Below are 24,350 nucleotides of genomic sequence, written 5' to 3'. Positions count from 1 at the left end.
CGGGCCCGGCCGCCGCCTCTGGCTCGCTGTCCCCCTCCGCTACGCGGTGCGGCGCAGCAGCGCCAGATACATCGCGTCCGTGCCGTGCAGATGCGGCCACAGCTGGACGTCGGGCCCGTCGCCGAGCGCGGGCACGCCCGGCATCAGCGGCCTGGCGTCCACCCACTCGGCCTCGGCCGACGGGCCGCCGCGGCCCTTGAGCACGTCCTCGACGACGACGCGGGTCTCGGCGAGATGCGGCGAGCACGTCGCGTACCCGACCACTCCCCCGACCCGCACCGCCTGCAAGGCCTCGCGCAGCAGGGCGCGTTGGAGCGTGGCGAAGCCGTCCAGGTCCTCGGGGCGCCGCCGCCAGCGGGCCTCGGGACGGCGGCGCAGCGCGCCGAGCCCGGTGCACGGGACGTCCATGAGCACCCGGTCGAAGGATCCGGGCAGCCACGGCGGACGGGTGCCGTCCGCGGCGATGACCTGGTACGGACCGGGGTTGCCGGCCAGCGCCCGCTCGACCAGCCGGGCGCGGTGGGGCTGCTTCTCGGAGGCCAGCAGCGACGCGCCCCGCTGGGCGGCCAGCGCGGCCAGCAGAGCAGCCTTGCCGCCGGGGCCCGCGCAGCCGTCGAGCCAGCGCTCGTCGCGGCCCTCGAGCTGGGCGTTGGCCAGGGCGACGGCGACCAGCTGGCTGCCCTCGTCCTGCACGCCGGCCCGGCCCTCGCGCACGGCGTCCACGGCTCCGGGCTCGCCGCCCTCGGCCAGCCGGACCGCGTAGGGCGACCAGCGTCCGGGCAGCACCGTGTCCTCGCCGAGGGCCTCGATCAGCTCGTCGGCGGTGGAGCGGCCCGGGCGGGCGACCAGCGTCACCTCGGGCCGCTCGTTGTCGGCCTCCAGCAGGTCCTCGATGCCGGCGCGCCCGCCGCCGAGGGAGTCCCACAGCGCGGAGACGATCCACCGCGGATGCGAGTGCACGACGGCCAAGTGGTCCTCGGCGTCCTCGTCGTAGGGCGGCGCGACGCGCTCCAGCCAGGCGTCGAGGTCGTGCTGGGAGATCTTCCGCAGCACGGCGTTGACGAACTTCGCCCGCCCGTCGCCGAGCACCACCCGCGCCAGCTCCACGCTCGCCGACACGGCGGCGTGGGTCGGGATCCGCGTCCCGAGCAGCTGGTGCGCGCCGAGCGAGAGCACGTCCAGGACCGGGGGGTCCACCTCGCGCAGCGGCCGGTCGATGCAGGCTGCGACGACGGCGTCGTACGTGCCCTGGCGGCGCAGCGTCCCGTACACCAGCTCGGTGGCCAGCGCCGCGTCCCGCGCGTCGAACTGTTCGGGCCCCTCCTGCTCCCGCGCCTTCTTCAGCAGGGGAGGCAGGACGAGGTTGGCGTACGCGTCCCTCTCGTCGACGGCCCGCAGCGCCTCGAAGGCGAGGATCCGGACGGGATCCTTCTTCGGTCGGCGGTAGGGCTTGCTGGGACGGCGAGGCGGCTGGGCGTTCACGTGAAAGGTGCTCCGCTGAAAGAGATGAGGGCCGAACCCCTTCAGCCTACGTCCGCCGCGCCCACCCGCTCGCCAGGGGCGATGCGCACGCCCCGCGCCCAGTCGGCGGCGCGCATGGGCTTCTTGCCCTGCGGCTGGACCCACAGGAGCTCGACGGCGTGCGAGCCGGTGCCGACGTACACGTTGTTCTTGCCGGCCGAGAGCTCGCCGGGCGCGAGATCCGCGCGGTCGGGCAGCAGCGCCGTCTGGATCAGCTTGAGCCGCTCGCCGCGGAAGACGGTCCACGCACCGGGCGCCGGGGTGCAGCCGCGGACGACCCGGTCGACGCGGAGCGCCGGAGCGGCCCAGTCGACGTGGGCGTCCTCGACGGTGATCTTCGGTGCGAGCGAGATGCCCTCGGCGGGCTGGGCGACGGCCTCCAGGGCGCCGTCCTCGACGCCGTCCATGGTGGCGGAGAGCAGCCCGGCGCCGGCGAAGGCGAGCCGGGTGAGCAGGTCGCCGCTGGTGTCGGTGGGCCGTACGTGCTCGGTGATCACGCCGTAGACCGGCCCGGAGTCCAGGCCCTCCTCGATCAGGAAGGTCGCGGCTCCGGTCATCTCGTCGCCGGCCAGGATCGCGTGCTGGACGGGGGCGGCGCCGCGCCAGGCCGGCAGCAGCGAGAAGTGCAGATTGACCCAGCCGCGGGCCGGGATGTCCAGGGCCGACTTGGGCAGCAGCGCGCCGTAGGCGACGACGGGGCAGCAGTCCGGGCCGATCTCGCGCAGCCGGGCCTGGAACGCCTCGTCCCGGGGGCTGGCGGGCTTGAGGATCTCGATCCCGGCCTCTTGGGCGCGCTCGGCGACCGGGCTGGCCACCAGATGACGGCCGCGGCCTGCGGGCGCGTCGGGCCGGGTGATCACGGCGGCGACCTCGTGCCGGTCGGAGGCGATCAGGGCGTCCAGGGCGGGTACGGCGACCTCGGGGGTGCCTGCGAAGACGAGCTTCATCGTTGGCTGACTGCCTGTCTCTCTCGTGGCTTTGGCGGGCAGCACACCAGTCTATGGGGCCAGGACGCGGGGGGCGTACGGAAGACCGTGCGCCCCGCGCATATGCGCACACGCCCCTGCACCGTGACCACATCGCCCGGTAGAGCGTTGGTCAAGAGAGATTGACCGAAACGGGCCGCCCGGATGCGGCCCGACCCTTTTCAACGCCGGTTCGAGAGGCTTGTAAATGGCCGACCACGCAACCCACGACGCCCAAGCCCGGGCGAGCCTGCACCTGTTGGTGCGGGACATCGAGCGGGTCCGCCGACAGGTGGACGCTCTGCGCACCCTGACCGCCCAGTTGGGCAACGTCTACCGTCCGCGCCGCTCCGGGCCCTCCACGGGCTTCGTCGTCTACGGCAGGGCCCCGGCCCCGACCGTCCGTCTCGCCCAGGAGCTGCGGGACAGCGTCGAGACGCTGGTGACGGCGGCGGTGGACTTCGACCGTTCGCTGGGCTTCTCGTGGGACGCGGTGGGCTCGGCTCTCGGGGTCACCAAGCAGGCGGTGCACCGCCGTTACGGCGCCCGTCGGGCGGCGCAGCAGCCCGGGTCCGCGGAGGTCGAGCACGGCGCCGAGCAGACGACGACGCGGACGCTGCCGGTGGGCCCCGCCCTGCCGGCCGTCCCGGCGGCCCGCGCGATGCCGCCGCAGCCCACCGCGACCACCCAGTCCCTCCGCGAGGAGGCCCGCCCGAGCGCCTTCCCCGGCCCGCGCAACGGCTGACCTTCCCCCCAGGCTGCCCCTGCCCACAAGGGCGGGGGCAGCCGCTTTGCCGCCCAGCCCCACCAGCCCCGCTGACGACCCCGGCCAACCCAGCCCCCGCCGGCACATCCAGCCCCGTGGGGGGTCCCCCGAACGAAGTCTGGGGGGAGATTGAGGCGCGATTCCAGCCCCGTGGGGGTCCCCCCGGACGAAGTCTGGGGGAGGTTAAGGCGCGGGGCCCGGGGGCAGAGCCCCCGCACAGCCGGAGGGCCACCTCAGCCGATGTCCACCGGATCGATCCGGATCCGCACCGACTCCCCGCCCCCCTTCGCCATCCGCCCCGCCTGCGCCGCCTTCAGCGCCGCCGCCAGCGCCGCCCCGCTCCCCGGCGGAACCCGCAGCAGCGCCCGCTCCCACCGCTCGCCCACCGGCGGATCCCCCGGCCGACGCGGCCGGCCCGGATCCGAGACGGCCAGCGGCACAGGCCCCAGCACCTCCACGTCCCCGGGCAGTTCCGCCGACGCCACGAACGCGGCGACCGCCTCAGCCCGGCCCGTGACCGCCGCCATCCGCGACACCGGCGGGAAGCCCAGCTCGGCCCGCTCGGCGAGCTCGCGCTGCGCGTGGCCGACGGGGTCCCAGCGCACGAGCGCCTGCACGGGCCGCTGGGTCGGCTCGGCGACGATCACGACCGTGCCGCCCTCGCCCTGCCCCCGTACCAGCGACGACGCGTCTATCCACCGCCGCAGCGCCTCCTCGCCGGCCCGCAGGTCCGGCCGCCCCAGCATCGCCCAGCCGTCCAGGAGGAGCGCCGCCGCGTAGCCGCCCTCGGCGACGGGCTCCGCGCCCGGGGTGCTGACGACCAGTGCGGGACGTCCGGAGACGCTGTCCAGCACATGGTCACGGCCCGAGGTGCGCACCTGGACGGCGGGGAAGGCCCGCCCCAGCTCCTCCGCCGTGCGCCGAGCGCCGACGACGCTGGCGCGCAGCCGGGTGCTCCCGCAGGCCACGCAGTGCCAGCTGGGAGCGCCCTGCCCGCACCAGCCGCACCTCAGATCGCGCTCGTCGGGCGCCTCCAGCGGTCCGGCGCAGTGGCGGCACCGGGCGGGCGTACGGCACCGCTCGCAGCCGAGCCTGGGCACATAGCCGCGCCGGGGCACCTGGACCAGCACCGGACCGGTCTTCAGCCCGTCCCGTACGACCTGCCAGGCCAGGCTCGGCAGCCGGGCCGCGCGCGCCGCCTCGTCCCGTGCCAGCTCCGCGTCCCCGACCGTGCGCACCAGCGGCGCGGCGGACCGCACCTGCTCGCGGTCGGCGACCAGCGGCAGCGCCCAGCCGCTCGCCACCAGCTGGGCGGCCTCCACCGTGCAGCTCGTACTGCCGAGCAGGAAGCCGCACTTGTCGTGCGCGGCGCGCAGCTCGAGGACCTCGCGGACATGCGGGAAGGGCGCGTTCTCGTCGCTGTGGCTGGAGTCGCCGTCGTCCCAGACCGCGACGAGCCCGAGGTCCTGCACGGGGGCGAACATGGCGGCGCGGGTGCCGACCACGGCCCGCACGGATCCTCTGCGGACGGCCAGCCACTGGCGGTAGCGCTTCTCAGGGCCGGACTCGGCGGTCAGCAGCGCGTGCCGCCCCTCGCCGAGGAGCGCGGCGAGCGCCGCGTCGACCCGGGCCGCGCGCCGCCCGTCGGGCACGACGACGAGCGCGCCCCGCCCGGAGGCGAGGGTCGCCGCGACGGCGCGGGCCAGCTCGTCCGGCCAGTGCGGCCCGGGCAGCGCGGTCCACACGGCCCGCGGCGCGCCGCCGCTCGCGAGGGCCTGCACAAAGGCGGCCCCCCGTCCGTACCGCCCCCAGGTCCCCGCCTCGGGCGCGGGCGGCGGCGGGAGGGGCTCCGGCGAGGGCTTGGCCTCGGCCCGCCCGTTCCTCGGCGGCACGGCGAGCTGCAGCACGTCCGCGAGGCTCCCCGCGTACCGGTCGGCGACGGCCCGCGCGAGCGCCAGCATCTGCGGGCTCAGCACGGGCTCCGGCGAGACGACATAGGCGAGCGCGGCGAGCGCGCCCCCATAGTCGCTCTCGGCACGCCGCTCGATGAGGAACCCGTCGATCAGCCCGCCGCCTTCGCGCCGCCCCTCGCGCACCCGGTGCCCCCCGGCCCCGAACCGGACGCGGACCCGCACTCCGGGCTGCGCGTCCGCGTCGAGCTCGGCCGGCACGGCGTAGTCGAAGTACTGGTCGAGATGCAGCACTCCCTTGTTGACCACCACCCGCGCCACGGGCAGCTCCTCGGCCAGCGCGGCCCCCCGCCATGTCCGCGGCTTGGCCTTGGGCGTCTTGGCCTTGCGCACGGTCTCCCGGATGAGAGCAAGCTGCTCCGGCCCGCCGGCGGCGGGCTCGTCGGGCTGCTCGTTCTGGCTGCTCACAGCTGAATTCCTACCAGACGCCACTGACAGCGCCCCCGTCCGCGGAGACGCTCGCCGCCCTCATGGACACCCGTCTCGGACGCACGAATGCCCGGCCCCCGCGAAGCGGGCGCCGGGCATTCGGTGAGCCGGGGCGTCGTACCTCCCCAGACTCCGTGCTTAGAGGCCGGCCGCCGCGCGCAGGGCGTCCACGCGGTCGGTGCGCTCCCAGGTGAAGTCGGGGAGCTCGCGGCCGAAGTGGCCGTACGCCGCCGTCTGGGCGTAGATCGGGCGCAGCAGGTCGAGGTCGCGGATGATCGCGGCCGGGCGGAGGTCGAAGACCTCGGCGATGGCGGTCTCGATCTTCTCGGTGTCGACCGCGGCGGTGCCGAACGTCTCCACGAACAGGCCCACCGGCTCGGCCTTGCCGATCGCGTACGCGACCTGGACCTCGCAGCGCGAGGCGAGGCCCGCGGCCACCACGTTCTTGGCGACCCAGCGCATCGCGTACGCCGCCGAGCGGTCCACCTTCGACGGGTCCTTGCCCGAGAACGCGCCGCCGCCGTGGCGGGCCATGCCGCCGTACGTGTCGATGATGATCTTCCGGCCGGTCAGACCCGCGTCGCCCATCGGGCCGCCGATCTCGAACCGCCCGGTCGGGTTCACCAGCAGACGGTAGCCGTCGGTGTCCAGCTTGATGCCGTCGTCGACGAGCTCCTTGAGCACGTGCTCGACGACGAACTCGCGGATGTCGGGGGCGAGCAGCGAGTCCAGGTCGATGTCGGACGCGTGCTGCGAGGAGACGACGACGGTGTCCAGCCGGACCGCCTTGTCGCCGTCGTACTCGATGGTGACCTGGGTCTTGCCGTCGGGGCGCAGGTACGGGATGGTCCCGTTCTTGCGGACCTCGGACAGCCGGCGGGAGAGCCGGTGGGCCAGGTTGATCGGCAGCGGCATCAGCTCGGGCGTCTCGTCGCAGGCGTAGCCGAACATCAGGCCCTGGTCGCCCGCGCCCTGCTTGTCGAGCTCGTCCTCGTCGCCTTCGACGCGCTTCTCGTACGCCGTGTCGACGCCCTGCGCGATGTCGGGCGACTGTGCGCCGATGGAGACCGAGACGCCGCAGGACGCGCCGTCGAAGCCCTTCTTGGAGGAGTCGTAGCCGATCTCGAGGATCTTCTCGCGCACCAGCTGCGCGATCGGCGCGTACGCCTTGGTCGTCACCTCGCCCGCGACGTGCACGAGGCCGGTGGTGATCAGCGTCTCCACGGCGACCCGAGAGGTCGGGTCCTCCCGCAGAAGCGCGTCGAGAATGGTGTCGCTGATCTGGTCAGCGATCTTGTCGGGGTGACCCTCGGTCACGGACTCCGAGGTGAAGAGACGGCGGGACACATCGCTCCCTGGGGTTGCAGCGGCTGCTGGCTGATCATTGTCGGACCGGCCGGGGGCTGCGCCCCGCGACGTTCCACGGCCAGTTTATCGGTCGCTTTCCGCCGCTGGACAACCGTCTCGCTCCATGGGAGGCGGTTTACCTGCGGTCCGACGGCAAAGGATACGACGTTTCCGCGCGGGCCGGGGGCGGTTCGCCGGATTTGAGACGTTTTCTACAGTCCGCTTGGGCGAAACCAACATTTCACGAGACGTGCACGACCGCTCACGCGAGGCGCGCGGCCACCATGTCCCAGACCGTGTCGGCGAGCGACTCCTTGGGCCCGTGCGCCACCGGCGTCTCGCCGCCGTCCGCCGCCAGGACCACGGCCTCGTTCTCCTCGGAGCCGAAGGTCTTGCGCTCCCCCACCTCGTTGACGACGAGCAGGTCGCAGCCCTTGCGGCGCAGCTTGTCGCGGCCGTTGGACAGCACGTCGTCGGTCTCCGCGGCGAAGCCCACGATCACCTGGCCGGCGCGCGCCCGGTCGGCGGAGATCTCCGCCAGGATGTCGGGGTTGCGGACCAGCGCGATCGGCGCGGGCTCCTGGCCGTCCTTCTTCTTGATCTTGCCGGTGGCGTACGCGGCCGGCCGGAAGTCGGCGACGGCCGCGGCCATCACCACCGCGTCGGCGTCCGCAGCCGCCTTCAGCACGGCCTCGCGCAGCTGCGTCGCCGTGCCGACGTGGACCACGTCGACGCCCGCCGGGTCCGGGAAGCCGGTGTTGGCCTCGACGAGCGTGACGCGCGCCCCGCGGGCGGCGGCCGTGCGGGCCAGGGCGTATCCCTGCTTGCCGGAGGAACGGTTCCCCAGGTAGCGGACCGGGTCGAGGGGCTCGCGCGTGCCGCCGGCGCTGACGACCACATGGCGCCCGGCCAGGTCCGGCGCCTGCGCGCCGCGCGCCAGGACCCGCCGGCAGACCTCGAAGATCTCGGCGGGCTCCGGGAGCCGTCCCTTGCCGGTGTCGACGCCCGTGAGCCGGCCGACCGCGGGCTCGACGACGACCGCGCCCCGGCGGCGCAGCGTCGCGACGTTCTCCTGGGTGGCGGGGTGCTCCCACATCTCGGTGTGCATCGCGGGCGCGAAGACGACCGGACATCGTGCGGTCAGCAGGGTGTTGGTGAGCAGGTCGTCGGCGAGGCCGTGGGCGGCCTTGGCGAGCATGTCGGCGGTGGCGGGGGCGACCACGACCAGGTCCGCGCCCTGGCCGATGCGCACGTGCGGCACCTCGTGGACGTCGGTCCAGACCTCGGTGGAGACGGGGTGCCCGGAGAGCGCCGACCAGGTCGCCGCGCCGACGAACTCCAGCGCCGACGCCGTCGGCACCACGCGCACGTCATGGCCGGACTCCGTCAGCCTCCGCAGCAGCTCGCACGCCTTGTACGCGGCGATGCCACCGCTGACCCCCAGAACGACCTTCGGCTTGTCCACCACGAGAATCCCCGCTCCTGACGACTCGTACCTGCCTATGACACACCACAGGCCCGGCGGATGCTCCCCCTCGCTTGCGCTGGGGACGCCCCTTGCCGGGCCTGTGCTGAAGAAACGTGGTGCGCCTACTGAGCCGGGCCCTCGATGGCCTCCGACGTCAGCAGACCCGCGTTGATCTCCCGCAGGGCGATCGAGAGCGGCTTCTCGTGCACGTGCGTGTCCACCAGGGGACCGACGTACTCGAGCAGGCCCTCGCCGAGCTGGGAGTAGTACGCGTTGATCTGGCGTGCGCGCTTGGCCGCGTAGATCACGAGGCTGTACTTCGAGTCAGTAGCCTCGAGCAGCTCGTCGATCGGCGGGTTGATGATGCCCTCGGGCGCGGTGATGGAAGAGGACACTCTCTAGCCTTCCGAAGAACTTGCAAATGATTCGGACAAAGATCAGACAACTGCCATCAAGGCTAGCAGCTCACGCGCTACGTCCTCGACGGAGGTGTTGACCAGGGTGACGTCGAACTCGGACTCGGCGGCCAGCTCCACTTTGGCGGCCCCCAGTCGGCGTTCGATGACCTCGGGGGACTCGGTGCCGCGCCCGGTGAGCCGGCGCACCAGCTCGTCCCAGCTCGGCGGGGCCAGGAAGACCAGCTGCGACTCCGGCATGGACTCCTTGACCTGCCGGGCGCCCTGGAGATCGATCTCGAGCAGCACGGGCTCGCCCGCCTCGAGGTGGTCCAGGACCGCACGACGGGGCGTGCCGTACCGGTTGCCCGCGAACTCGGCCCATTCCAGCAGTTCGCCGTTGGCGATCAGCTTGTCGAATTCATCGTCGCCGACGAAGAAATACTCAACGCCATGACGCTCGCCGGGGCGCGGCTTCCGTGTGGTGGCCGACACCGAGAGCCATACCTCGGGGTGGACCTTGCGCATATGAGCGACGACCGTGCTCTTGCCCACCCCAGAGGGGCCGGAGAGCACGGTCAGCCGCGGACGTACCTCTGCTGCCATGCAGCGATTATCCAGCTTCTCGGGAGTGCCCGAGAACGTCAGGCGGCGCCGCCGCCGAACTCGCGCTCAAGAGAGGCGATCTGGTTGGAGCCGAGACCGCGCACTCGGCGGCTCTCGGAGATGCCGAGCCTCTCCATGATCTGCTTGGCGCGGACCTTGCCCACGCCCGGCAGGGACTCAAGGAGGGCGGAGACCTTCATCTTGCCGATGACGTCGTTCTCCTGGCCCTGCTTGATGACCTCGTGGAGGGAGGCGCCGGAGTGCTTGAGTCGATTCTTGACCTCGGCCCGCTCCCGGCGAGCCGCGGCGGCCTTTTCGAGCGCGGCTGCGCGCTGTTCAGGGGTAAGGGGCGGAAGAGCCACGCCTACGTCACCTCGGATGTCGAACTGTCGGATACGGACCGGTGAGGAACCTATTCGCCCCACACCAGGCGAAACGAGCAACGGAGCTGCGCGTTCGCCTCTTCGACGGAGACTAGCGGCCATCACCGCTCCAGTCAGCGAGAACAGACGAAAAGTCCTGGTCAGCATCGACCGACCAGGATATTTCAGACATTACGACCAGGTTTTGGGCCAAGATTCTGTCAAGTGACCCGCCGCTCGGCGCCGCCGACGCGTTTCACAAGCTCACATCGGGGGTCGTGCGCACGAGCCGGGGCTCAGCGGGACGCCGTCAGGCGCCCGCCACCGCCTCGCGTACCTCCGCGGCGAACCGCTCCGCCGCCTCGCGCAGCGCGGCCGCGTCGGGGCCGTGCCGCAGCACTCCCCGGCTGACGCTCGGGACGACGTTGCCCACCGCGGCACCGAAGACGCCCGGGAGGTCCGCGGGCGTCGCGCCCTGGGCTCCGATCCCGGGGGCCAGCAGCGGGCCGTTGACGTCCAGGTCCACGCCCGCGTCGCCGAGCGTCGCACCGACCACCGCGCCCACCGAGCCGAGCGGCTGCGCGCCCGCGTTCTCCGCGGCCATGTGGTCGAGCATCAGCTGGGCCAGCGAGCGCCCGTCGGCGGCCGTGGCGCGCTGCACCTCGGCGCCCTCCGGGTTGGAGGTGAGGGCCAGCACGAAGACGCCCGCGCCGGACGCCGCGGCCGCGTCCAGCGCGGGACGCAGCGAGCCGAAGCCCAGGTACGGCGAGAGGGTGACGGCGTCCGAGAAGAGCGGGGACTCCTCGTCGAGGTAGGTCGCGGCGTACGCGGCCATGGTGGAGCCGATGTCGCCGCGCTTGGCGTCCATCAGGACCAGCGCGCCCGCGGCTCGGGCCTCCTCGACCGTCTTCTCCAGCACGGCGATGCCGCGCGAGCCGAAGCGCTCGAAGAAGGCGGACTGCGGCTTGAGTACGGCGACCCGGTCGGCCAGCGCCTCGACCGTGGTGCGGGAGAACCGCTCCAGGCCCGCCACGTCGTCGTTCAGGCCCCAGGAGTGGAGCAGCGAGGCGTGCGGGTCGATGCCGACGCAGAGGGGGCCGCGGGAGTCCATGGCCTGGCGCAGGCGCGCTCCGAAGGGTGCGAGGGTCACGAGGTCGCCTTCCGGGTCTCGGCGCCGACTGCCTCGGCGAGGGTGGCGTACGGGGAGGCCGCGAGCCGGGCCGCGAGCCCCTTGTGGATCGCGCGGGCGTAGAAGGGGCCCTCGTAGACGAAGGCGCTGTAGCCCTGGATCAGCGTGGCGCCGGCCAGGATGCGCTGCCAGGCGTCCTCGGCGTTCTCGATGCCCCCGACGCCCACCAGGGTGATCCGGTCGCCCACACGCGCGTACAGGCGGCGCAGGACCTCCAGGGAGCGCTCCTTGACGGGCGCGCCGGACAGTCCGCCGGTCTCCTTCACCAGCGACGGCGAGGACTTCAGGCCGAGGCCGTCCCGGGCGATCGTGGTGTTCGTGGCGATGATGCCGTCCAGGCCGAGCTCCAGGGCCAGGTCGGCGACGGCGTCCACGTCCTCGTCCGCGAGGTCGGGCGCGATCTTGACCAGGAGGGGGACGCGGCGGCCGGCGACCGTGCGGTCGGCGGCCTCGCGCACGGCGCTGAGCAGCGGGCGCAGCGACTCGGTGGCCTGGAGACTGCGCAGGCCGGGCGTGTTGGGCGAGGAGACGTTCACGACGAGGTAGTCGGCGTGCCGGGCCAGGCGCTCGGCGGAGACGACGTAGTCCTCCACCGCCTGGGACTCGGGCACGACCTTCGTCTTGCCGATGTTGACGCCGACGACGGTCTTGAAGGCGGGCACGCGCGCGGCGAGCCGCTCCGCGACGGCCGCCGAGCCCTCGTTGTTGAAGCCCATGCGGTTGATCAGCGCGCGGTCCGGGACGAGCCGGAAGAGGCGCTTCTTGGGGTTGCCGGGCTGCGGCTGCGCGGTGACCGTGCCGATCTCGACGTGGTCGAAGCCGAGCATGGTCATGCCGTCGATGGCGACGGCGTTCTTGTCGAAGCCGGCGGCGAGGCCGAAGGGGCCGTGCATCCGCAGCCCGAGCGCCTCGGTGCGCAGCTCCTTGTGGCGGGGGGCGAGCGCGGCGGCGAGCAGGGTGCGCAGCACGGGGAGGCGGGCCGCGAGCCGGATCCAGCGGAAGGCCAGATAGTGGGCCTGCTCCGGGTCCATCCGCTTGAAGACCAGGTTGAAGAAGATTCGGTACATGGGTGCTGGGTGCTTTCCTCATGAAGAGGGGGACACCGGATCCGGTGTCCCCCTCCTGGGCTGCTAGGCCTCGCGGGCCGCGGTCAGGTGTTCCGCGTGTTCCTGGAGTGAGCGCACGCCCACGTCGCCGCGGTTGAGCGCGTCGATGCCCTGGACGGCGGCGGCGAGCGCCTGGACCGTGGTCAGGCAGGGGACGGCCCGTGCGACGGCGGCCGTGCGGATGTCGTAGCCGTCGAGGCGGCCGCCGGTGCCGTACGGCGTGTTGACGATGAGGTCGACCTGGCCGTCGTGGATCAGCTGGACGATGGTCTTCTCGCCGTTCGGGCCCTGGCCCTCGGACTGCTTGCGCACGATGGTGGCGTTGATGCCGTTGCGCTTGAGCACCTCGGCCGTGCCGGAGGTGGCGAGCAGCTCGAAGCCGTGGGCGACGAGCTCGCGCGCCGGGAAGATCATCGAGCGCTTGTCGCGGTTGGCGACGGAGATGAACGCGCGGCCCTTGGTGGGCAGCGGTCCGTACGCGCCCGCCTGCGACTTGGCGTACGCCGTGCCGAACACCGAGTCGATGCCCATGACCTCGCCGGTGGAGCGCATCTCCGGGCCGAGGACGGTGTCGACGCCGCGGCCGTTTATGTCGCGGAAGCGCGACCAGGGCAGGACGGCCTCCTTGACGGAGATCGGCGCGTCCAGCGGGAGCGTGCCGCCGTCGCCGACCGCCGGGAGCAGGCCCTCGGCGCGCAGCTCGGCGACGGTCGCGCCCAGCGAGATGCGGGCGGCGGCCTTCGCCAGCGGCACGGCGGTCGCCTTCGAGGTGAAGGGGACGGTCCGGGAGGCGCGGGGGTTGGCCTCCAGGACGTAGAGGATGTCGCCGGCCATCGCGAACTGGATGTTGATCAGGCCGCGGACGCCGACGCCCTTGGCGATGGCCTCGGTGGAGGCGCGCAGGCGCTTGACGTCGAAGCCGCCGAGGGTGATCGGGGGCAGCGCGCAGGCCGAGTCGCCGGAGTGGATGCCGGCCTCCTCGATGTGCTCCATGACGCCGCCGAGGTAGAGCTCGTGGCCGTCGTAGAGCGCGTCGACGTCGATCTCGATCGCGTCGTCGAGGAAGCGGTCGACCAGGACCGGCCGGGTGGGGCTGATCTCGGTGGACTCGGCGATGTACGACTCGAGGCGGGTCTCGTCGTACACGATCTCCATGCCGCGTCCGCCGAGCACGTACGACGGGCGGACCAGGACGGGGTAGCCGATCTCGTCGGCGATGGCCTTGGCGCCGGCGAAGGTGGTGGCGGTGCCGTGCTTGGGGGCCGGCAGGCCCGCCTCGGCGAGCACCTGGCCGAACGCGCCGCGGTCCTCGGCGGCGTGGATCGCCTCCGGCGGGGTGCCGACGACGGGCACGCCGTTGTCCTTCAGGGCCTGGGCGAGGCCGAGGGGGGTCTGGCCGCCGAGCTGGACGACGACGCCCGCGATCGGGCCCGCCAGCGACTCGGCGTGGACGATCTCCAGGACGTCCTCCAGGGTGAGCGGCTCGAAGTAGAGCCGGTCGGAGGTGTCGTAGTCGGTGGAGACGGTCTCGGGGTTGCAGTTGACCATCACGGTCTCGTAGCCCGCGTCGCTCAGGGCGAAGGAGGCGTGGACGCAGGAGTAGTCGAACTCGATGCCCTGGCCGATGCGGTTGGGGCCCGAGCCGAGGATGATCACCGCGGGCTTGGAGCGCGCGGCGACCTCGCTCTCCTCGTCGTAGGAGGAGTAGAAGTACGGCGTCTTGGCGGCGAACTCGGCGGCGCAGGTGTCGACCGTCTTGTAGACCGGGCGGATGCCCAGCGCGTGCCGGACCTCGCGGACGACGTCCTCGCGCAGCCCGCGGATCTCGGCGATCTGGGCGTCGGAGAAGCCGTGCCGCTTGGCCTCGGCGAGCAGCTCGGGGTGGAGCTTCTCGGCGGCGGCGAGCTCGTCGGCGTGCTCCTTGATCAGGAAGAGCTGGTCGACGAACCACGGGTCGATCTTCGTGGCCTCGAAGACCTCGTCGGCGCTGGCGCCCGCGCGGATGGCCTGCATGACGGTGTTGATCCGGCCGTCGGTGGGCCGCACGGCCTCGCGCAGCAGCTCGTCCTTGTCGCCCGGCTCCCCGGTGAAGGCGAACTGCGAGCCCTTCTTCTCCAGCGAGCGCAGGGCCTTCTGCAGCGCCTCGGTGAAGTTGCGGCCGATCGCCATGGCCTCGCCCACCGACTTCATGGTGGTGGTGAGCGTGGCGTCGGCGGACGGGAACTTCTCGAAGGCGAACCGCGGGGCCTTGACCACCACGTAGTCGAGCGTGGGCTCGAAGGAGGCCGGGGTCTTCTCGGTGATGTCGTTCGGGATCTCGTCCAGCGTGTAGCCGACGGCGAGCTTCGCCGCGATCTTGGCGATCGGGAAGCCGGTGGCCTTGGACGCGAGCGCGGAGGACCGGGAGACGCGCGGGTTCATCTCGATGACGATGATCCGGCCGTCCTCGGGGTCGACGGCGAACTGGATGTTGCAGCCGCCGGTGTCCACGCCGACCTCGCGGATGATCGCGATGCCGATGTCGCGCAGCCGCTGGTACTCGCGGTCGGTCAGGGTCATCGCCGGGGCGACGGTGATCGAGTCGCCGGTGTGGACGCCCATCGGGTCGAAGTTCTCGATGGAGCAGACGACCACGACGTTGTCGTTCTTGTCGCGCATCAGCTCCAGCTCGTACTCCTTCCAGCCGAGGATGGACTCCTCCAGGAGCACCTCGGTGGTCGGGGAGAGCGTCAGGCCCTGGCCCGCGATGCGGCGCAGCTCCTCCTCGTCGTGGGCGAAGCCGGAGCCGGCGCCGCCCATGGTGAAGGAGGGCCGCACGACGACGGGGTAGCCGCCGAGCGTCTCGACGCCCTTGATGACGTCGTCCATGGCGTGGCAGATGACCGAGCGGGCGGACTCGCCGTGGCCGATCTTGGCGTTGACGGCCTCGACGACGCCCTTGAAGAGGTCGCGGTCCTCGCCCTTGTTGATCGCCTCGACGTTGGCGCCGATGAGCTCGACGCCGTACTTCTCCAGGACGCCCTGCTCGTGCATGGAGATCGCGGTGTTGAGCGCGGTCTGGCCGCCGAGGGTGGGCAGGAGGGCGTCGGGGCGCTCCTTGGCGATGATCTTCTCGACGAACTCGGGGGTGATCGGCTCGACGTACGTGGCGTCGGCGATCTCCGGGTCGGTCATGATCGTCGCCGGGTTGGAGTTCACCAGGATGACGCGCAGGCCCTCGGCCTTGAGGACGCGGCAGGCCTGGGTGCCGGAGTAGTCGAACTCGGCGGCCTGGCCGATGACGATCGGGCCGGAGCCGATGACCAGGACGGACTGGATATCGGTGCGCTTAGGCACGCTCGGCCTCCATCTGGGCTGTGTTCATCAAAGACGTGAAACGGTCGAAGAGGTACGCGGCGTCGTGCGGACCCGCGGCCGCCTCCGGGTGGTACTGGACGCTGAAGGCCGGCTGGTCGAGCAGCTGGAGGCCCTCGACCACGTTGTCGTTGAGGCAGACGTGGGAGACCTCGGCGCGGCCGTAGGGGGTGTCGGAGACCTTGTCCAGCGGGGCCTCGACGGCGAACCCGTGGTTGTGCGCGGTGACCTCGACCTTGCCGGTCGTGCGGTCCTGCACGGGCTGGTTGATGCCGCGGTGGCCGTACTTGAGCTTGTAGGTGCCGAAGCCGAGCGCGCGGCCGAGCAGCTGGTTGCCGAAGCAGATGCCGAAGAGCGGGGTCTTGCGCTCCAGGACGCCCTTGACGACGGTCAGGTCGGCGGTGGCCGGGTCGCCGGGGCCGTTGGAGAGGAAGACGCCGTCGGGGGCGAGGGCGTAGACCTCCTCGAGAGTGGCGGAGGCCGGCAGGACGTGCACCTCGATGCCGCGCTCGGCCATCCGGTGCGGGGTCATGCCCTTGATGCCGAGGTCGATCGCGGCGACGGTGAACTTCTTCTCGCCGATGGCCGGGACGACGTACGCCTCGCTGGTGGCGACCTCGTCGGAGAGGTTCGCGCCCTTCATCTCGGGGGCCTGCTGGACGCGGGCCAGGAGCGTGGCTTCGTCGGCGAGGGCCGGGCCGGAGAAGATGCCGACGCGCATCGCGCCGCGCTCGCGCAGATGGCGGGTGAGGGCGCGGGTGTCGATGCCGCTGATGCCCACGACGCCCTGCTGGACGAGCTCGTCGTCGAGCGAGCGGCGGGAGCGCCAGTTGGAGGGGATGCGGGCGGGGTCGCGGACGACGTAGCCGGCGACCCAGATCTTCTTCGACTCGTCGTCCTCGTCGTTGACGCCGGTGTTGCCGACGTGCGGCGCGGTCATCACGACGACCTGGCGGCAGTAGGAGGGGTCGGTCAGCGTCTCCTGGTAGCCGGTCATGCCGGTGTTGAACACCGCCTCGCCGAAGGTCTCCCCCACGGCCCCGTAGGCGCGGCCGCGGAAGGTGCGGCCGTCCTCCAGGACGAGTACGGCGGGAGCGGCGGCCGCTCCCCGGGTGGAGGTCGTCATCGTGCGGTGCCTTCCGTCGTCATGGTCTTGTCTGTGTTGTCGGCGTTGTCGGGGTTGCCGGTGCTGCTGATGTCGCTGATATTGCTGATGGCGTCGACCCAGGCGGTGTGCTCGGCCGCGTGGTCGGAGCGGAAGCCGGAGTCGATCAGCTGGTCGCCGTGCGCCCAGGTGAGGACGAGCAGTCCGCCCTCGGCGAGGACCTTGCCCGCGATGCCCTTGTCGAGCCGGGCCTCGCGCAGACGGTCCCGGGGGATGAAGAAGTCCTGCGCCCCGGGGCGCACGACCGCGACTCCCTCGTCCGTCAGGGTGAGCTCGACCCGGCTGCGCACGCCCAGGCCGTGGGCGACGATCCGGTCGAGCCACTGCCCTGCCGTGGTGGAGCCGTGGTAGCGGCCGGTCAGCTCGAGGACCGGCGCGCCCGGGGTCTTCGGCAGGGTGGGGAGCTCGGGGAGGTCGGACTGGAGGCTGCCGCGCCACTTCCATCCCTGGCGCATCAGCCAGTAGACGAACGCGATGAAGAGCAGCAGTCCGGCCACCCAGCCCAGGCGGGCGGCCCAGTCGGTGACCTCCGCCGACTTCTGCTCGGCTGCCAGAGAGGCCAGATTGCTCAGTGCAGGTGTCACGCCAGCTTCCCGTCCACGACCGTCGCGCGGCCCCGCAGGAAGGTGTGGGTGACGCGTCCCGGCAGCTCACGGCCCTCGTAGGGGGTGTTGCGGCTGCGGGACGCGAAGCCCGCGGGGTCCACGACACCACGGTATGCCGGATCGACGAGGGTGAGGTTGGCGGGCTCGCCTGCCGAGACGGGGCGCCCGTGGTCCTCCAGGCGGCCGATCTTCGCGGGCCGGAAGGACATCCGGTCGGCGACGCCCGCCCAGTCGATGAGGCCGGTGTCGACCATCGTGTGCTGGACGACGGAGAGCGCGGTCTCCAGGCCCACCATGCCCATGGCGGCCGCGGCCCACTCGCAGTCCTTGTCCTCGTGCGGGTGCGGGGCGTGGTCGGTGGCGACGCAGTCGATGGTGCCGTCGGCGAGGGCCTCGCGCAGGGCGAGGACGTCGGCCTCGGTGCGCAGCGGCGGGTTGACCTTGTAGACGGGGTTGTACGAGCGCACCAGCTCGTCGGTGAGCAGCAGGTGGTGCGGGGTGACCTCGGCGGTGACGTTCCAGCCCTTGGACTTGGCCCAGCGCACGATCTCGACCGAGCCGGCGGTGGAGAGGTGGCAGATGTGCACGCGCGAGCCGACGTGGGCGGCGAGGAGGACGTCGCGGGCGATGATCGACTCCTCGGCGACCGCGGGCCAGCCGCCGAGGCCGAGCTCGGCGGAGACGATTCCCTCGTTCATCTGGGCGCCGGCGGTCAGGCGGGGCTCCTGGGCGTGCTGGGCGACGACGCCGTCGAACGCCTTCACGTACTCCAGCGCGCGGCGCATGATCACCGCGTCGTCGACGCACTTGCCGTCGTCGGAGAAGACCTTCACCCCGGCGGCGGAGTCGTGCATCGCGCCGAGCTCGGCGAGCTGCTTGCCCTCCAGGCCCACGGTGACGGCGCCGACGGGCTGCACATCGCAGTAGCCCGACTCCTTGCCGAGCCGCCAGACCTGCTCGACGACGCCGGCGGTGTCGGCGACCGGGAAGGTGTTGGCCATGGCGTGCACGGCGGTGAAGCCGCCGACGGCGGCGGCCTTGGTGCCGGTCAGGACGGTCTCGGAGTCCTCGCGGCCGGGCTCGCGCAGATGGGTGTGCAGGTCGACCAGGCCGGGCAGCAGGATCCGGCCCTCGGCCTCGATCACGGTGGCGCCCTCGGCGGAGAGGCCCTGCCCGACCTCGGCGACGGTCTCGCCGTCGATCAGGACGTCCTGCGGCTCGCCGCCCAGCACCCTCGCGCCACGAATAAGGATCTTCGGAGTCTTGCTCATGGTTACTTGCTCTCCTCGGTACGGGCGTGCGTGGGGCTGACGGCGGGCTCGTTGCCGCCCAGAAGCAGATAGAGGACCGCCATGCGGATGCTGACGCCGTTGGCGACCTGCTCGACGGCGGTGCAGCGGTCGGAGTCGGCGACCTGCGCGGTGATCTCCATGCCGCGGTTCATCGGCCCGGGGTGCATCACGATCGCGTGCTCGGGCATCCGCGCCATGCGGTCGCCGTCCAGGCCGTAGCGGCGCGAGTACTCGCGCTCCGTCGGGAAGAAGGCGGCGTTCATGCGTTCGCGCTGCACACGCAGCATCATCACCGCGTCGGACTTCGGAAGCACCTCGTCCAGGTCGTACGACACCTCGCACGGCCAGTTCTCGACCCCGATGGGGACCAGAGTGGGCGGTGCTACGAGAGTGACGTGAGCGCCCAGGGTGTTCAGCAGCAGGACGTTGGAGCGGGCGACGCGGCTGTGCAGGACGTCGCCGACGACGGTGATCCGGCGGCCGGCCAGATCGCGCCCCAGGCCGGCGTCCGGGCCGACCAGCCGGCGGCGCATGGTGAAGGCGTCGAGCAGCGCCTGGGTGGGGTGCTCGTGGGTGCCGTCTCCGGCGTTGACGACCGCGCCGTCGATCCAGCCGGAGGTGGCCAGGCGGTAGGGCGCGCCGGAGGCGTGGTGGCGGATGACGACGGCGTCCGCGCCCATCGCCTCCAGGGTCAGCGCGGTGTCCTTGAGCGACTCGCCCTTGGAGACGGACGAGCCTTTGGCCGAGAAGTTGATGACGTCGGCGGAGAGGCGCTTGGCGGCGGCCTCGAAGGAGATCCGGGTGCGGGTGGAGTCCTCGAAGAAGAGGTTGACGACGGTGCGGCCGCGCAGGGTCGGCAGCTTCTTGATCGGCCGGTCGGCGACCCGGGCCATCTCCTCGGCGGTGTCGAGGACGAGGACGGCGTCGTCGCGGGTGAGGTCGGCGGCCGAGATGAGGTGGCGCTTCATCTGTTGCTCCGGTATGTCGTGGAGGGGCGCTGGAGGGCGGGCGGGCAGGCCTGTGCGCGGGCCCGGATCACGGGTCCGCGCGCGAAGGGGTGCTACTGCTCGCCGGCCGGGGAGGTCCGAGCGCTTCCGAGCAGCACGGTGTCGCGACCGTCCTCCTCGGCGAGCTGGACCTTGACCGTCTCCCGCAACGACGTCGGGAGGTTCTTGCCTACGTAGTCGGCGCGGATCGGGAGCTCGCGGTGGCCGCGGTCGACGAGGACCGCCAGCTGGACGGCGCGCGGGCGGCCGATGTCGTTCAGCGAGTCGAGCGCGGCGCGGATCGTGCGTCCGGAGAAGAGCACGTCGTCGACGAGGACGACCAGCCGGCCGTCGATGCCGTCGCCGGGGATCTCGGTGCGGGCCAGCGCGCGGGCAGGCCGCATGCGCAGGTCGTCGCGGTACATCGTGATGTCGAGGGAGCCGACCGGGATCTTCCGTCCGGTGATCTCCTCGAGCTTGTCGGCGAGCCGGCGGGCGAGGAACACCCCGCGGGTCGGAATGCCGAGGAGGACCACGTCGTCGGCGCCCTTGGCGCGTTCGACGATCTCGTGGGCGATGCGGGTCAGTACCCGCGCGATGTCGGGGGCCTCGAGGACGGGGCGCGCCGAATCGGAGCTGTCGTGCGTGTCCATATGAAAACGGACCTCCTTCTCCGCCTCACGGGACGGACCTTAAAGGACGTCGGAATTGCGCCACCCACGGTACCAGGGCCTTGGCGCCCGGTGGTCACTCCCCTGGTCGAGCGCGCTGTGGACCATTCGGCTTGACGCATCCAAGTAACGCTGCGTAACCTCACAGTGAGTGACCAGCCGCGCGGCCGAGCCGCACGTCGAGACAGTGTCCGGGGAGCTATATGTCCAGCGAATACGCAAAACAGCTCGGGGCCAAGCTCCGCGCCATCCGCACCCAGCAGGGGCTTTCCCTCCACGGCGTGGAAGAGAAGTCCCAGGGCCGCTGGAAGGCCGTCGTGGTCGGCTCGTACGAGCGCGGCGACCGCGCCGTGACCGTACAGCGCCTCGCCGAGCTGGCTGACTTCTACGGCGTCCCGGTGCAGGAGCTGCTTCCCGGCACCACGCCGGGCGGGGCCGCCGAGCCGCCGCCGAAGCTCGTCCTGGATCTGGAGCGCCTGGCCCATGTGCCGCAGGAGAAGGCCGGCCCGCTCCAGCGCTACGCCGCCACCATCCAGTCCCAGCGCGGCGACTACAACGGCAAGGTGCTGTCGATCCGCCAGGACGACCTGCGCACGCTCGCCGTCATCTACGACCAGTCGCCCTCGGTCCTGACCGAGCAGCTCATCAGCTGGGGCGTGCTGGACGCGGACGCACGACGCGCGGTGGCGCACGAGGAAGGCTGACGCCGCTTCAGGAGAAACGTCACGTCGGAGGGCGAATCCGGGTTGGTCCGGGTTCGCCCTTCGACGTTCTCGTACCCGGATCCGCCCGCCCCGACTCCCCTCCCCCGCACCCGCGTCGAGGCGGTCGGCGGACATCCGGTGGGGACATCCGCTGGGGGCGTCCGGTGCGGACATGCAGCAGGCCCGCGGCAGAAGAGCGGTCGTCTTCTGCTGCGGGCCTGAGGGGCCGACTGCGGGCTATTCGCGCCGCAGGCTCGGCTTGAGGTCCTTGAAGCGGCCCAGCAGGCCGTTCACGAACGCGGGGGAGTCGTCGGTGGAGAACTCCTTGGCGAGCTGCACCGCCTCGTCGATCGCCACCGCGTCCGGGGTCTCGTCGACCCAGATCAGCTCATAGGCTGCCAGGCGCACGATGTTCCGGTCCACGACCGGCATGCGGTCGAGGTCCCAGCCCACGGCGTACGTGGCGATCAGCTCGTCGATGCGGTTCACCTTGTCGGCGTAGCCCTCGACCAGGTCCATGGTGAACGCGTTGACCGGCGGCTGCCGGTCGTCGGACCGCGAGTGCCGCACCCAGTCCGCGAGGACGTCGCGCACGGGCACCCCGCGCTGGTCGGCCTCGAAAAGGATCTGGAATGCGCGCTTGCGGGCCTTGTTCCGAGCGGCCACGGTTAGTTGTTCACCCGGCCGAGGTAGTCGCCGGAACGGGTGTCGACCTTGATCTTCTCACCAGTGGTGATGAAGAGCGGGACCTGGATCTCGTAGCCCGTCTCCAGCGTGGCGGGCTTGGAGCCGCCGGTGGAGCGGTCGCCCTGCACGCCCGGCTCGGTGTGCTGGACGGTGAGCTCGACGGCGGCCGGCAGCTCGACGTAGAGCACCTCGCCCTCGTGCTGCGCGACGTTGGCGCTGAAGCCCTCGATGAGGAAGTTCGCGGCGTCGCCGACCTGCTTGCGGTCGATCATCAGCTGGTCGTACGTCTGCATGTCCATGAAGACGAAGTACTCGCCGTCCATGTACGAGAACTGCATGTCACGGCGGTCGACGGTGGCCGTCTCGACCTTCACGCCGGCGTTGAACGTCTTGTCGACAACCTTGCCGGACAGGACGTTCTTGAGCTTGGTGCGCACAAAGGCAGGGCCCTTGCCGGGCTTGACGTGCTGGAACTCGACGACGGACCAGAGCTGGCCTCCGTCGAGCTTGAGCACCATGCCGTTCTTGAGGTCGTTCGTGGAAGCCACGGTTGCGGAATCTCCTGGACTGAAGCTGGTGGGACCATGGAAGCGCGCACAGCGAGAGCTAGAGCGCGAGCAGCTCCTTGGTCGTAATGGTGAGTAGCTCGGGTCCGCCGTCCGCCTCCTGGCGCACGACGAGCGTGTCATCGATCCGGACCCCGCCCCGGCCCGGGAGGTGGACCCCCGGTTCGACGGTGACCGGCACGCAAGCGTCCAGTTTACCCATGGCCGCAGGCGCAAGCTGCGGGTCCTCGTCGATTTCGAGTCCGACGCCGTGCCCCATGAGCGGAGCGAGGCCCTCGCCGTGGCCCGCCCCGTCCAGAATCTGGCGCGCCGCCCGGTCCACGTCCCGGTAGGCGGCGCCGGGCGCCAGCGCCTCCCGCGCACCCCGCTGAGCGGCGAAGACGAGGTCGTACAGCTCGATCTGCCAGTCCGCGGGCGTCGTCCCGATGACGAACGTGCGCCCGATCTCGGACCGGTATCCGCGGTAGTTCGCGCCCAGGCAGACCGAGAGGAAGTCGCCCTCCTCGACCCTGCGATCGGACGGCCGGTGGCCGCCGCGGCCGGAGTTCGGCCCGGTGGCGACGGAGGTGGCGAAGGCCGGCCCGTCCGCGCCGTGGTCGACCAGCCGCCGCTCCAGCTCCAGGGCCAGATGCCGCTCGGTCCGCCCCACCAGGATCGACTCCAGCAGCTCCCCCAGCGCCTGGTCGGCGATCTCCGCCGCGATCCGCAGGAGGGCGATCTCCTCCTCGTCCTTCACGATCCGCTGCTGCTCGACGGCGAGGCCGAGGTCGGCCAGCCGCAGCCGGGGAGCGACCGAGCCCAGCGCCCGATGCCGGGCGACGGTCAGATGGTGCTCCTCCACGGCGAGCGTCTGCACGCCCTCGGTGCGCGCCAGCTCGGCGGCGGCGACCGCCGGGTCCCCGGCCGAGGTCGGCAGGACGGTCTGGCGCAGCGCCTCGTCCAGCCTGCCCTCGGAGGGGTCGCCGGTGGGCGTGCGCGGGCAGAGCAGCATGTCCTCGCCCGGCCCGACCAGCAGCACGGCCCCGGACGGCGCCCCGCCCGCGAGGTAGCGGACGTTGGCGGGACGGGAGACCAGCGCCGCGGCGCTGCCGGTGGCCTCGCACCGGTCGCGCAGCTGCCCGCGCCGGACCCCATACACCTCTGACATGCCACGAGCGTACGAGCGTGGGCGCGATCCGGCCGGTTCAGCGCGTCCGACCGGGGGTGGGCACGGCCGTGCGCGCGGCTACCAGTTCGGCGGGCTGGCGATGGACCTGGCCAGCACGTCGTCGAGGACGCGGGCGGTGGTCTCCACGTCGTACTTGGAGTTGTCGATGATCGGCAGGCCGGAGCCGTACCAGCCGGCCATCCGGCCGTGGATGCCGGCCACCTCCTCGTCCGAGAGACGGCGGTTGCCGCTGCGCTCGGCGTTGCGCTCCAGGACGATCTCCAGGCCGGGCAGCAGGACGACGGGCAGCAGGCCGGGGCCGACGTGCCGCTTCCAGCCGCCGAGGCCGACGACGGGCCGGTCGGGGAAGACGGCGTCGTCGAGGATGCAGGAGATGCCGTTGGCCAGGAAGTTCCGCGCGGCGAAGCCGCAGGTGCGGCGGGCCAGGCGGTACTGGGCCTCGGAGTTGTCGTTCCAGCCGGACTGGGGGTCGGCGAAGCCGGAGCAGACCCACTCGCGGACGTCGTCGAGGCTGATGTGCGCGGTCGGGACGCGGCGCTGGTTCGCCCAGTGCCGGGCCACGGTCGTCTTGCCGGCGCCGGCCGGGCCGATCAGCAGGACGGCCAGCGTCGTGGCTCCTGTGCCGCTGTCGGCCTGCGGCGGGGCGGGTATGGGCACCGGGCCGCCGGGCGGCAGCTGGATATGGCCCGTGGACTCGCGGGAGGGCGGCATCGGGGCCTGCGGCGGCACGGACGCGTTCCAGCCGGGTGCGGCGGGCGGCGGCGACGCGGGAGGCTGCCCGTGCGGCGGCGGGGAGGCGGGCGGCGGTCCGGCGGGCGCGCCGTGCGGCGGCGCAGAGGCCGGAGGCGCCATGGGAGCGCCGGGCGGAGGTCCTGCGGGGACGCCGGGCGGATGGCCCATCGACGGCCCTGGGTGCTGGGCGCTGTGTGTCCATGCGGCCGGTCCCTGCCCCGGTCCGTGGGGAGGCGGCAGCGGAGCCCCCACTGCGTGCTGCATCCGGTGCCACTCCGTCTCGTGCGACTGACGCT

22 protein-coding genes are annotated in these 24,350 nt (G+C 72.2%); 2 read left to right on the top strand and 20 right to left on the bottom strand.

What is annotated here, in order from left to right; translation table 11 throughout:
* Positions 1–39: 39 nt before the first annotated feature.
* Positions 40–1,482 carry a transcription antitermination factor NusB gene (locus AB0M39_RS17755; RefSeq protein WP_365365213.1) on the bottom strand — a complete coding sequence of 481 codons (1,443 nt, stop codon included), beginning with the start codon at positions 1,480–1,482 and terminating at the stop codon, positions 40–42.
* 41 nt (positions 1,483–1,523) lie between these two features.
* Positions 1,524–2,468 carry a methionyl-tRNA formyltransferase gene (gene fmt, locus AB0M39_RS17750; RefSeq protein ID WP_365365211.1) on the bottom strand — a complete coding sequence of 315 codons (945 nt, stop codon included), beginning with the start codon at positions 2,466–2,468 and terminating at the stop codon, positions 1,524–1,526.
* Between the two features lie 226 nt (positions 2,469–2,694).
* Between fmt and AB0M39_RS17745 the strand changes: the two genes are divergently transcribed.
* On the top strand, positions 2,695–3,231 hold the full coding sequence (locus AB0M39_RS17745; protein ID WP_365365209.1) for a hypothetical protein: 537 nt from the start codon (positions 2,695–2,697) through the stop codon (positions 3,229–3,231).
* 254 nt (positions 3,232–3,485) lie between these two features.
* Here the strand turns inward: AB0M39_RS17745 and AB0M39_RS17740 are convergent, their stop codons facing one another.
* The 14 genes from AB0M39_RS17740 to pyrR all read right to left on the bottom strand — a co-directional run bounded on the left by AB0M39_RS17740 (position 3,486) and on the right by pyrR (position 20,179).
* Positions 3,486–5,630: a primosomal protein N' gene (locus tag AB0M39_RS17740; protein WP_365365207.1), complete on the bottom strand. Its 2,145-nt coding sequence runs from the start codon at positions 5,628–5,630 to the stop codon at positions 3,486–3,488.
* A 159-nt stretch (positions 5,631–5,789) separates the two neighbouring features.
* Positions 5,790–6,998, bottom strand: coding sequence for a methionine adenosyltransferase (gene metK, locus AB0M39_RS17735; RefSeq protein ID WP_365365205.1), 1,209 nt, complete (start codon positions 6,996–6,998; stop codon positions 5,790–5,792).
* Positions 6,999–7,260: 262 nt separating this feature from the next.
* Positions 7,261–8,463 (bottom strand): bifunctional phosphopantothenoylcysteine decarboxylase/phosphopantothenate--cysteine ligase CoaBC, encoded by a 1,203-nt coding sequence (coaBC, locus tag AB0M39_RS17730; protein ID WP_365365284.1) that lies wholly within the window; start codon positions 8,461–8,463, stop codon positions 7,261–7,263.
* Positions 8,464–8,588: 125 nt separating this feature from the next.
* A complete protein-coding gene (gene rpoZ / locus AB0M39_RS17725; protein ID WP_005319902.1) occupies positions 8,589–8,861 on the bottom strand; it encodes a DNA-directed RNA polymerase subunit omega in 273 nt (90 codons plus the stop codon).
* 42 nt (positions 8,862–8,903) lie between these two features.
* Complete coding sequence (gene gmk / locus AB0M39_RS17720) at positions 8,904–9,467, bottom strand: guanylate kinase (protein WP_365365203.1); 564 nt, start codon at positions 9,465–9,467, stop codon at positions 8,904–8,906.
* A 38-nt stretch (positions 9,468–9,505) separates the two neighbouring features.
* Positions 9,506–9,829 carry an integration host factor gene (locus AB0M39_RS17715; RefSeq protein WP_005319887.1) on the bottom strand — a complete coding sequence of 108 codons (324 nt, stop codon included), beginning with the start codon at positions 9,827–9,829 and terminating at the stop codon, positions 9,506–9,508.
* 310 nt (positions 9,830–10,139) lie between these two features.
* Positions 10,140–10,979 (bottom strand): orotidine-5'-phosphate decarboxylase, encoded by an 840-nt coding sequence (gene pyrF, locus AB0M39_RS17710; RefSeq protein WP_365365201.1) that lies wholly within the window; start codon positions 10,977–10,979, stop codon positions 10,140–10,142.
* The gene (locus AB0M39_RS17705) at positions 10,976–12,085 is read right to left on the bottom strand and encodes a quinone-dependent dihydroorotate dehydrogenase (protein ID WP_365365199.1); all 1,110 of its coding nucleotides are present in this window, start codon (positions 12,083–12,085) and stop codon (positions 10,976–10,978) included. Before AB0M39_RS17705 ends, pyrF begins: the two co-directional genes overlap by 4 nt.
* Before the next feature lie 63 nt (positions 12,086–12,148).
* Complete coding sequence (gene carB, locus AB0M39_RS17700; RefSeq protein WP_365365197.1) at positions 12,149–15,460, bottom strand: carbamoyl-phosphate synthase large subunit; 3,312 nt, start codon at positions 15,458–15,460, stop codon at positions 12,149–12,151.
* A complete protein-coding gene (carA, locus tag AB0M39_RS17695) occupies positions 15,453–16,604 on the bottom strand; it encodes a glutamine-hydrolyzing carbamoyl-phosphate synthase small subunit (protein ID WP_365365195.1) in 1,152 nt (383 codons plus the stop codon). The genes carB and carA overlap by 8 nt, the downstream gene beginning before the upstream one ends.
* The gene (locus AB0M39_RS17690) at positions 16,601–17,227 is read right to left on the bottom strand and encodes a hypothetical protein (protein ID WP_365365193.1); all 627 of its coding nucleotides are present in this window, start codon (positions 17,225–17,227) and stop codon (positions 16,601–16,603) included. The genes carA and AB0M39_RS17690 overlap by 4 nt, the downstream gene beginning before the upstream one ends.
* Entirely contained in the window at positions 17,224–18,519 is a 1,296-nt protein-coding gene (locus AB0M39_RS17685) for a dihydroorotase (RefSeq protein WP_365365191.1), read from the bottom strand. Before AB0M39_RS17685 ends, AB0M39_RS17690 begins: the two co-directional genes overlap by 4 nt.
* Before the next feature lie 2 nt (positions 18,520–18,521).
* Positions 18,522–19,508, bottom strand: a complete 987-nt coding sequence (locus AB0M39_RS17680) for an aspartate carbamoyltransferase catalytic subunit (protein WP_365365189.1) — start codon at positions 19,506–19,508, stop codon at positions 18,522–18,524.
* A gap of 92 nt (positions 19,509–19,600) precedes the next feature.
* Positions 19,601–20,179, bottom strand: a complete 579-nt coding sequence (gene pyrR / locus AB0M39_RS17675; RefSeq protein ID WP_365365187.1) for a bifunctional pyr operon transcriptional regulator/uracil phosphoribosyltransferase PyrR — start codon at positions 20,177–20,179, stop codon at positions 19,601–19,603.
* A gap of 221 nt (positions 20,180–20,400) precedes the next feature.
* On the opposite strand from pyrR, the gene bldD reads away from it, so the two are divergent.
* Entirely contained in the window at positions 20,401–20,901 is a 501-nt protein-coding gene (bldD, locus tag AB0M39_RS17670) for a transcriptional regulator BldD (RefSeq protein WP_030355502.1), read from the top strand.
* Between the two features lie 237 nt (positions 20,902–21,138).
* On the opposite strand, the gene nusB is transcribed toward bldD, so the two are convergent.
* From nusB to AB0M39_RS17650, 4 genes are all read right to left on the bottom strand, one after another.
* The gene (gene nusB / locus AB0M39_RS17665; RefSeq protein ID WP_365365185.1) at positions 21,139–21,567 is read right to left on the bottom strand and encodes a transcription antitermination factor NusB; all 429 of its coding nucleotides are present in this window, start codon (positions 21,565–21,567) and stop codon (positions 21,139–21,141) included.
* Between the two features lie 2 nt (positions 21,568–21,569).
* Positions 21,570–22,136 carry an elongation factor P gene (gene efp / locus AB0M39_RS17660; protein WP_365365183.1) on the bottom strand — a complete coding sequence of 189 codons (567 nt, stop codon included), beginning with the start codon at positions 22,134–22,136 and terminating at the stop codon, positions 21,570–21,572.
* Between the two features lie 58 nt (positions 22,137–22,194).
* Positions 22,195–23,301, bottom strand: coding sequence for an aminopeptidase P family protein (locus AB0M39_RS17655; protein ID WP_365365181.1), 1,107 nt, complete (start codon positions 23,299–23,301; stop codon positions 22,195–22,197).
* 78 nt (positions 23,302–23,379) lie between these two features.
* Positions 23,380–24,318, bottom strand: coding sequence for an AAA family ATPase (locus tag AB0M39_RS17650; protein WP_365365179.1), 939 nt, complete (start codon positions 24,316–24,318; stop codon positions 23,380–23,382).
* Positions 24,319–24,350: the final 32 nt, after the last annotated feature.

Origin of the sequence: Streptomyces sp. NPDC051907 (assembly GCF_040681075.1) — a bacterium.
Lineage (GTDB): Bacteria > Actinomycetota > Actinomycetes > Streptomycetales > Streptomycetaceae > Streptomyces.
The sequence above is the reverse complement of the archived record's forward strand: the minus strand, read 5'-3'. Positions and strand labels throughout refer to the sequence as shown.

Coding starts and splice junctions, on each gene's coding strand:
- fmt (WP_365365211.1), bottom strand. CDS start 2,468: ATGAAGCTCGTCTTCGCAGGCACCCCCGAGGTCGCCGTACCCGCCCTG.
- AB0M39_RS17745 (WP_365365209.1), top strand. CDS start 2,695: ATGGCCGACCACGCAACCCACGACGCCCAAGCCCGGGCGAGCCTGCAC.
- gmk (WP_365365203.1), bottom strand. CDS start 9,467: ATGGCAGCAGAGGTACGTCCGCGGCTGACCGTGCTCTCCGGCCCCTCT.
- AB0M39_RS17705 (WP_365365199.1), bottom strand. CDS start 12,085: ATGTACCGAATCTTCTTCAACCTGGTCTTCAAGCGGATGGACCCGGAG.
- carA (WP_365365195.1), bottom strand. CDS start 16,604: ATGACGACCTCCACCCGGGGAGCGGCCGCCGCTCCCGCCGTACTCGTC.
- AB0M39_RS17685 (WP_365365191.1), bottom strand. CDS start 18,519: ATGAGCAAGACTCCGAAGATCCTTATTCGTGGCGCGAGGGTGCTGGGC.
- AB0M39_RS17680 (WP_365365189.1), bottom strand. CDS start 19,508: ATGAAGCGCCACCTCATCTCGGCCGCCGACCTCACCCGCGACGACGCC.
- pyrR (WP_365365187.1), bottom strand. CDS start 20,179: ATGGACACGCACGACAGCTCCGATTCGGCGCGCCCCGTCCTCGAGGCC.
- bldD (WP_030355502.1), top strand. CDS start 20,401: ATGTCCAGCGAATACGCAAAACAGCTCGGGGCCAAGCTCCGCGCCATC.
- AB0M39_RS17655 (WP_365365181.1), bottom strand. CDS start 23,301: ATGTCAGAGGTGTATGGGGTCCGGCGCGGGCAGCTGCGCGACCGGTGC.
- AB0M39_RS17650 (WP_365365179.1), bottom strand. CDS start 24,318: ATGCAGCACGCAGTGGGGGCTCCGCTGCCGCCTCCCCACGGACCGGGG.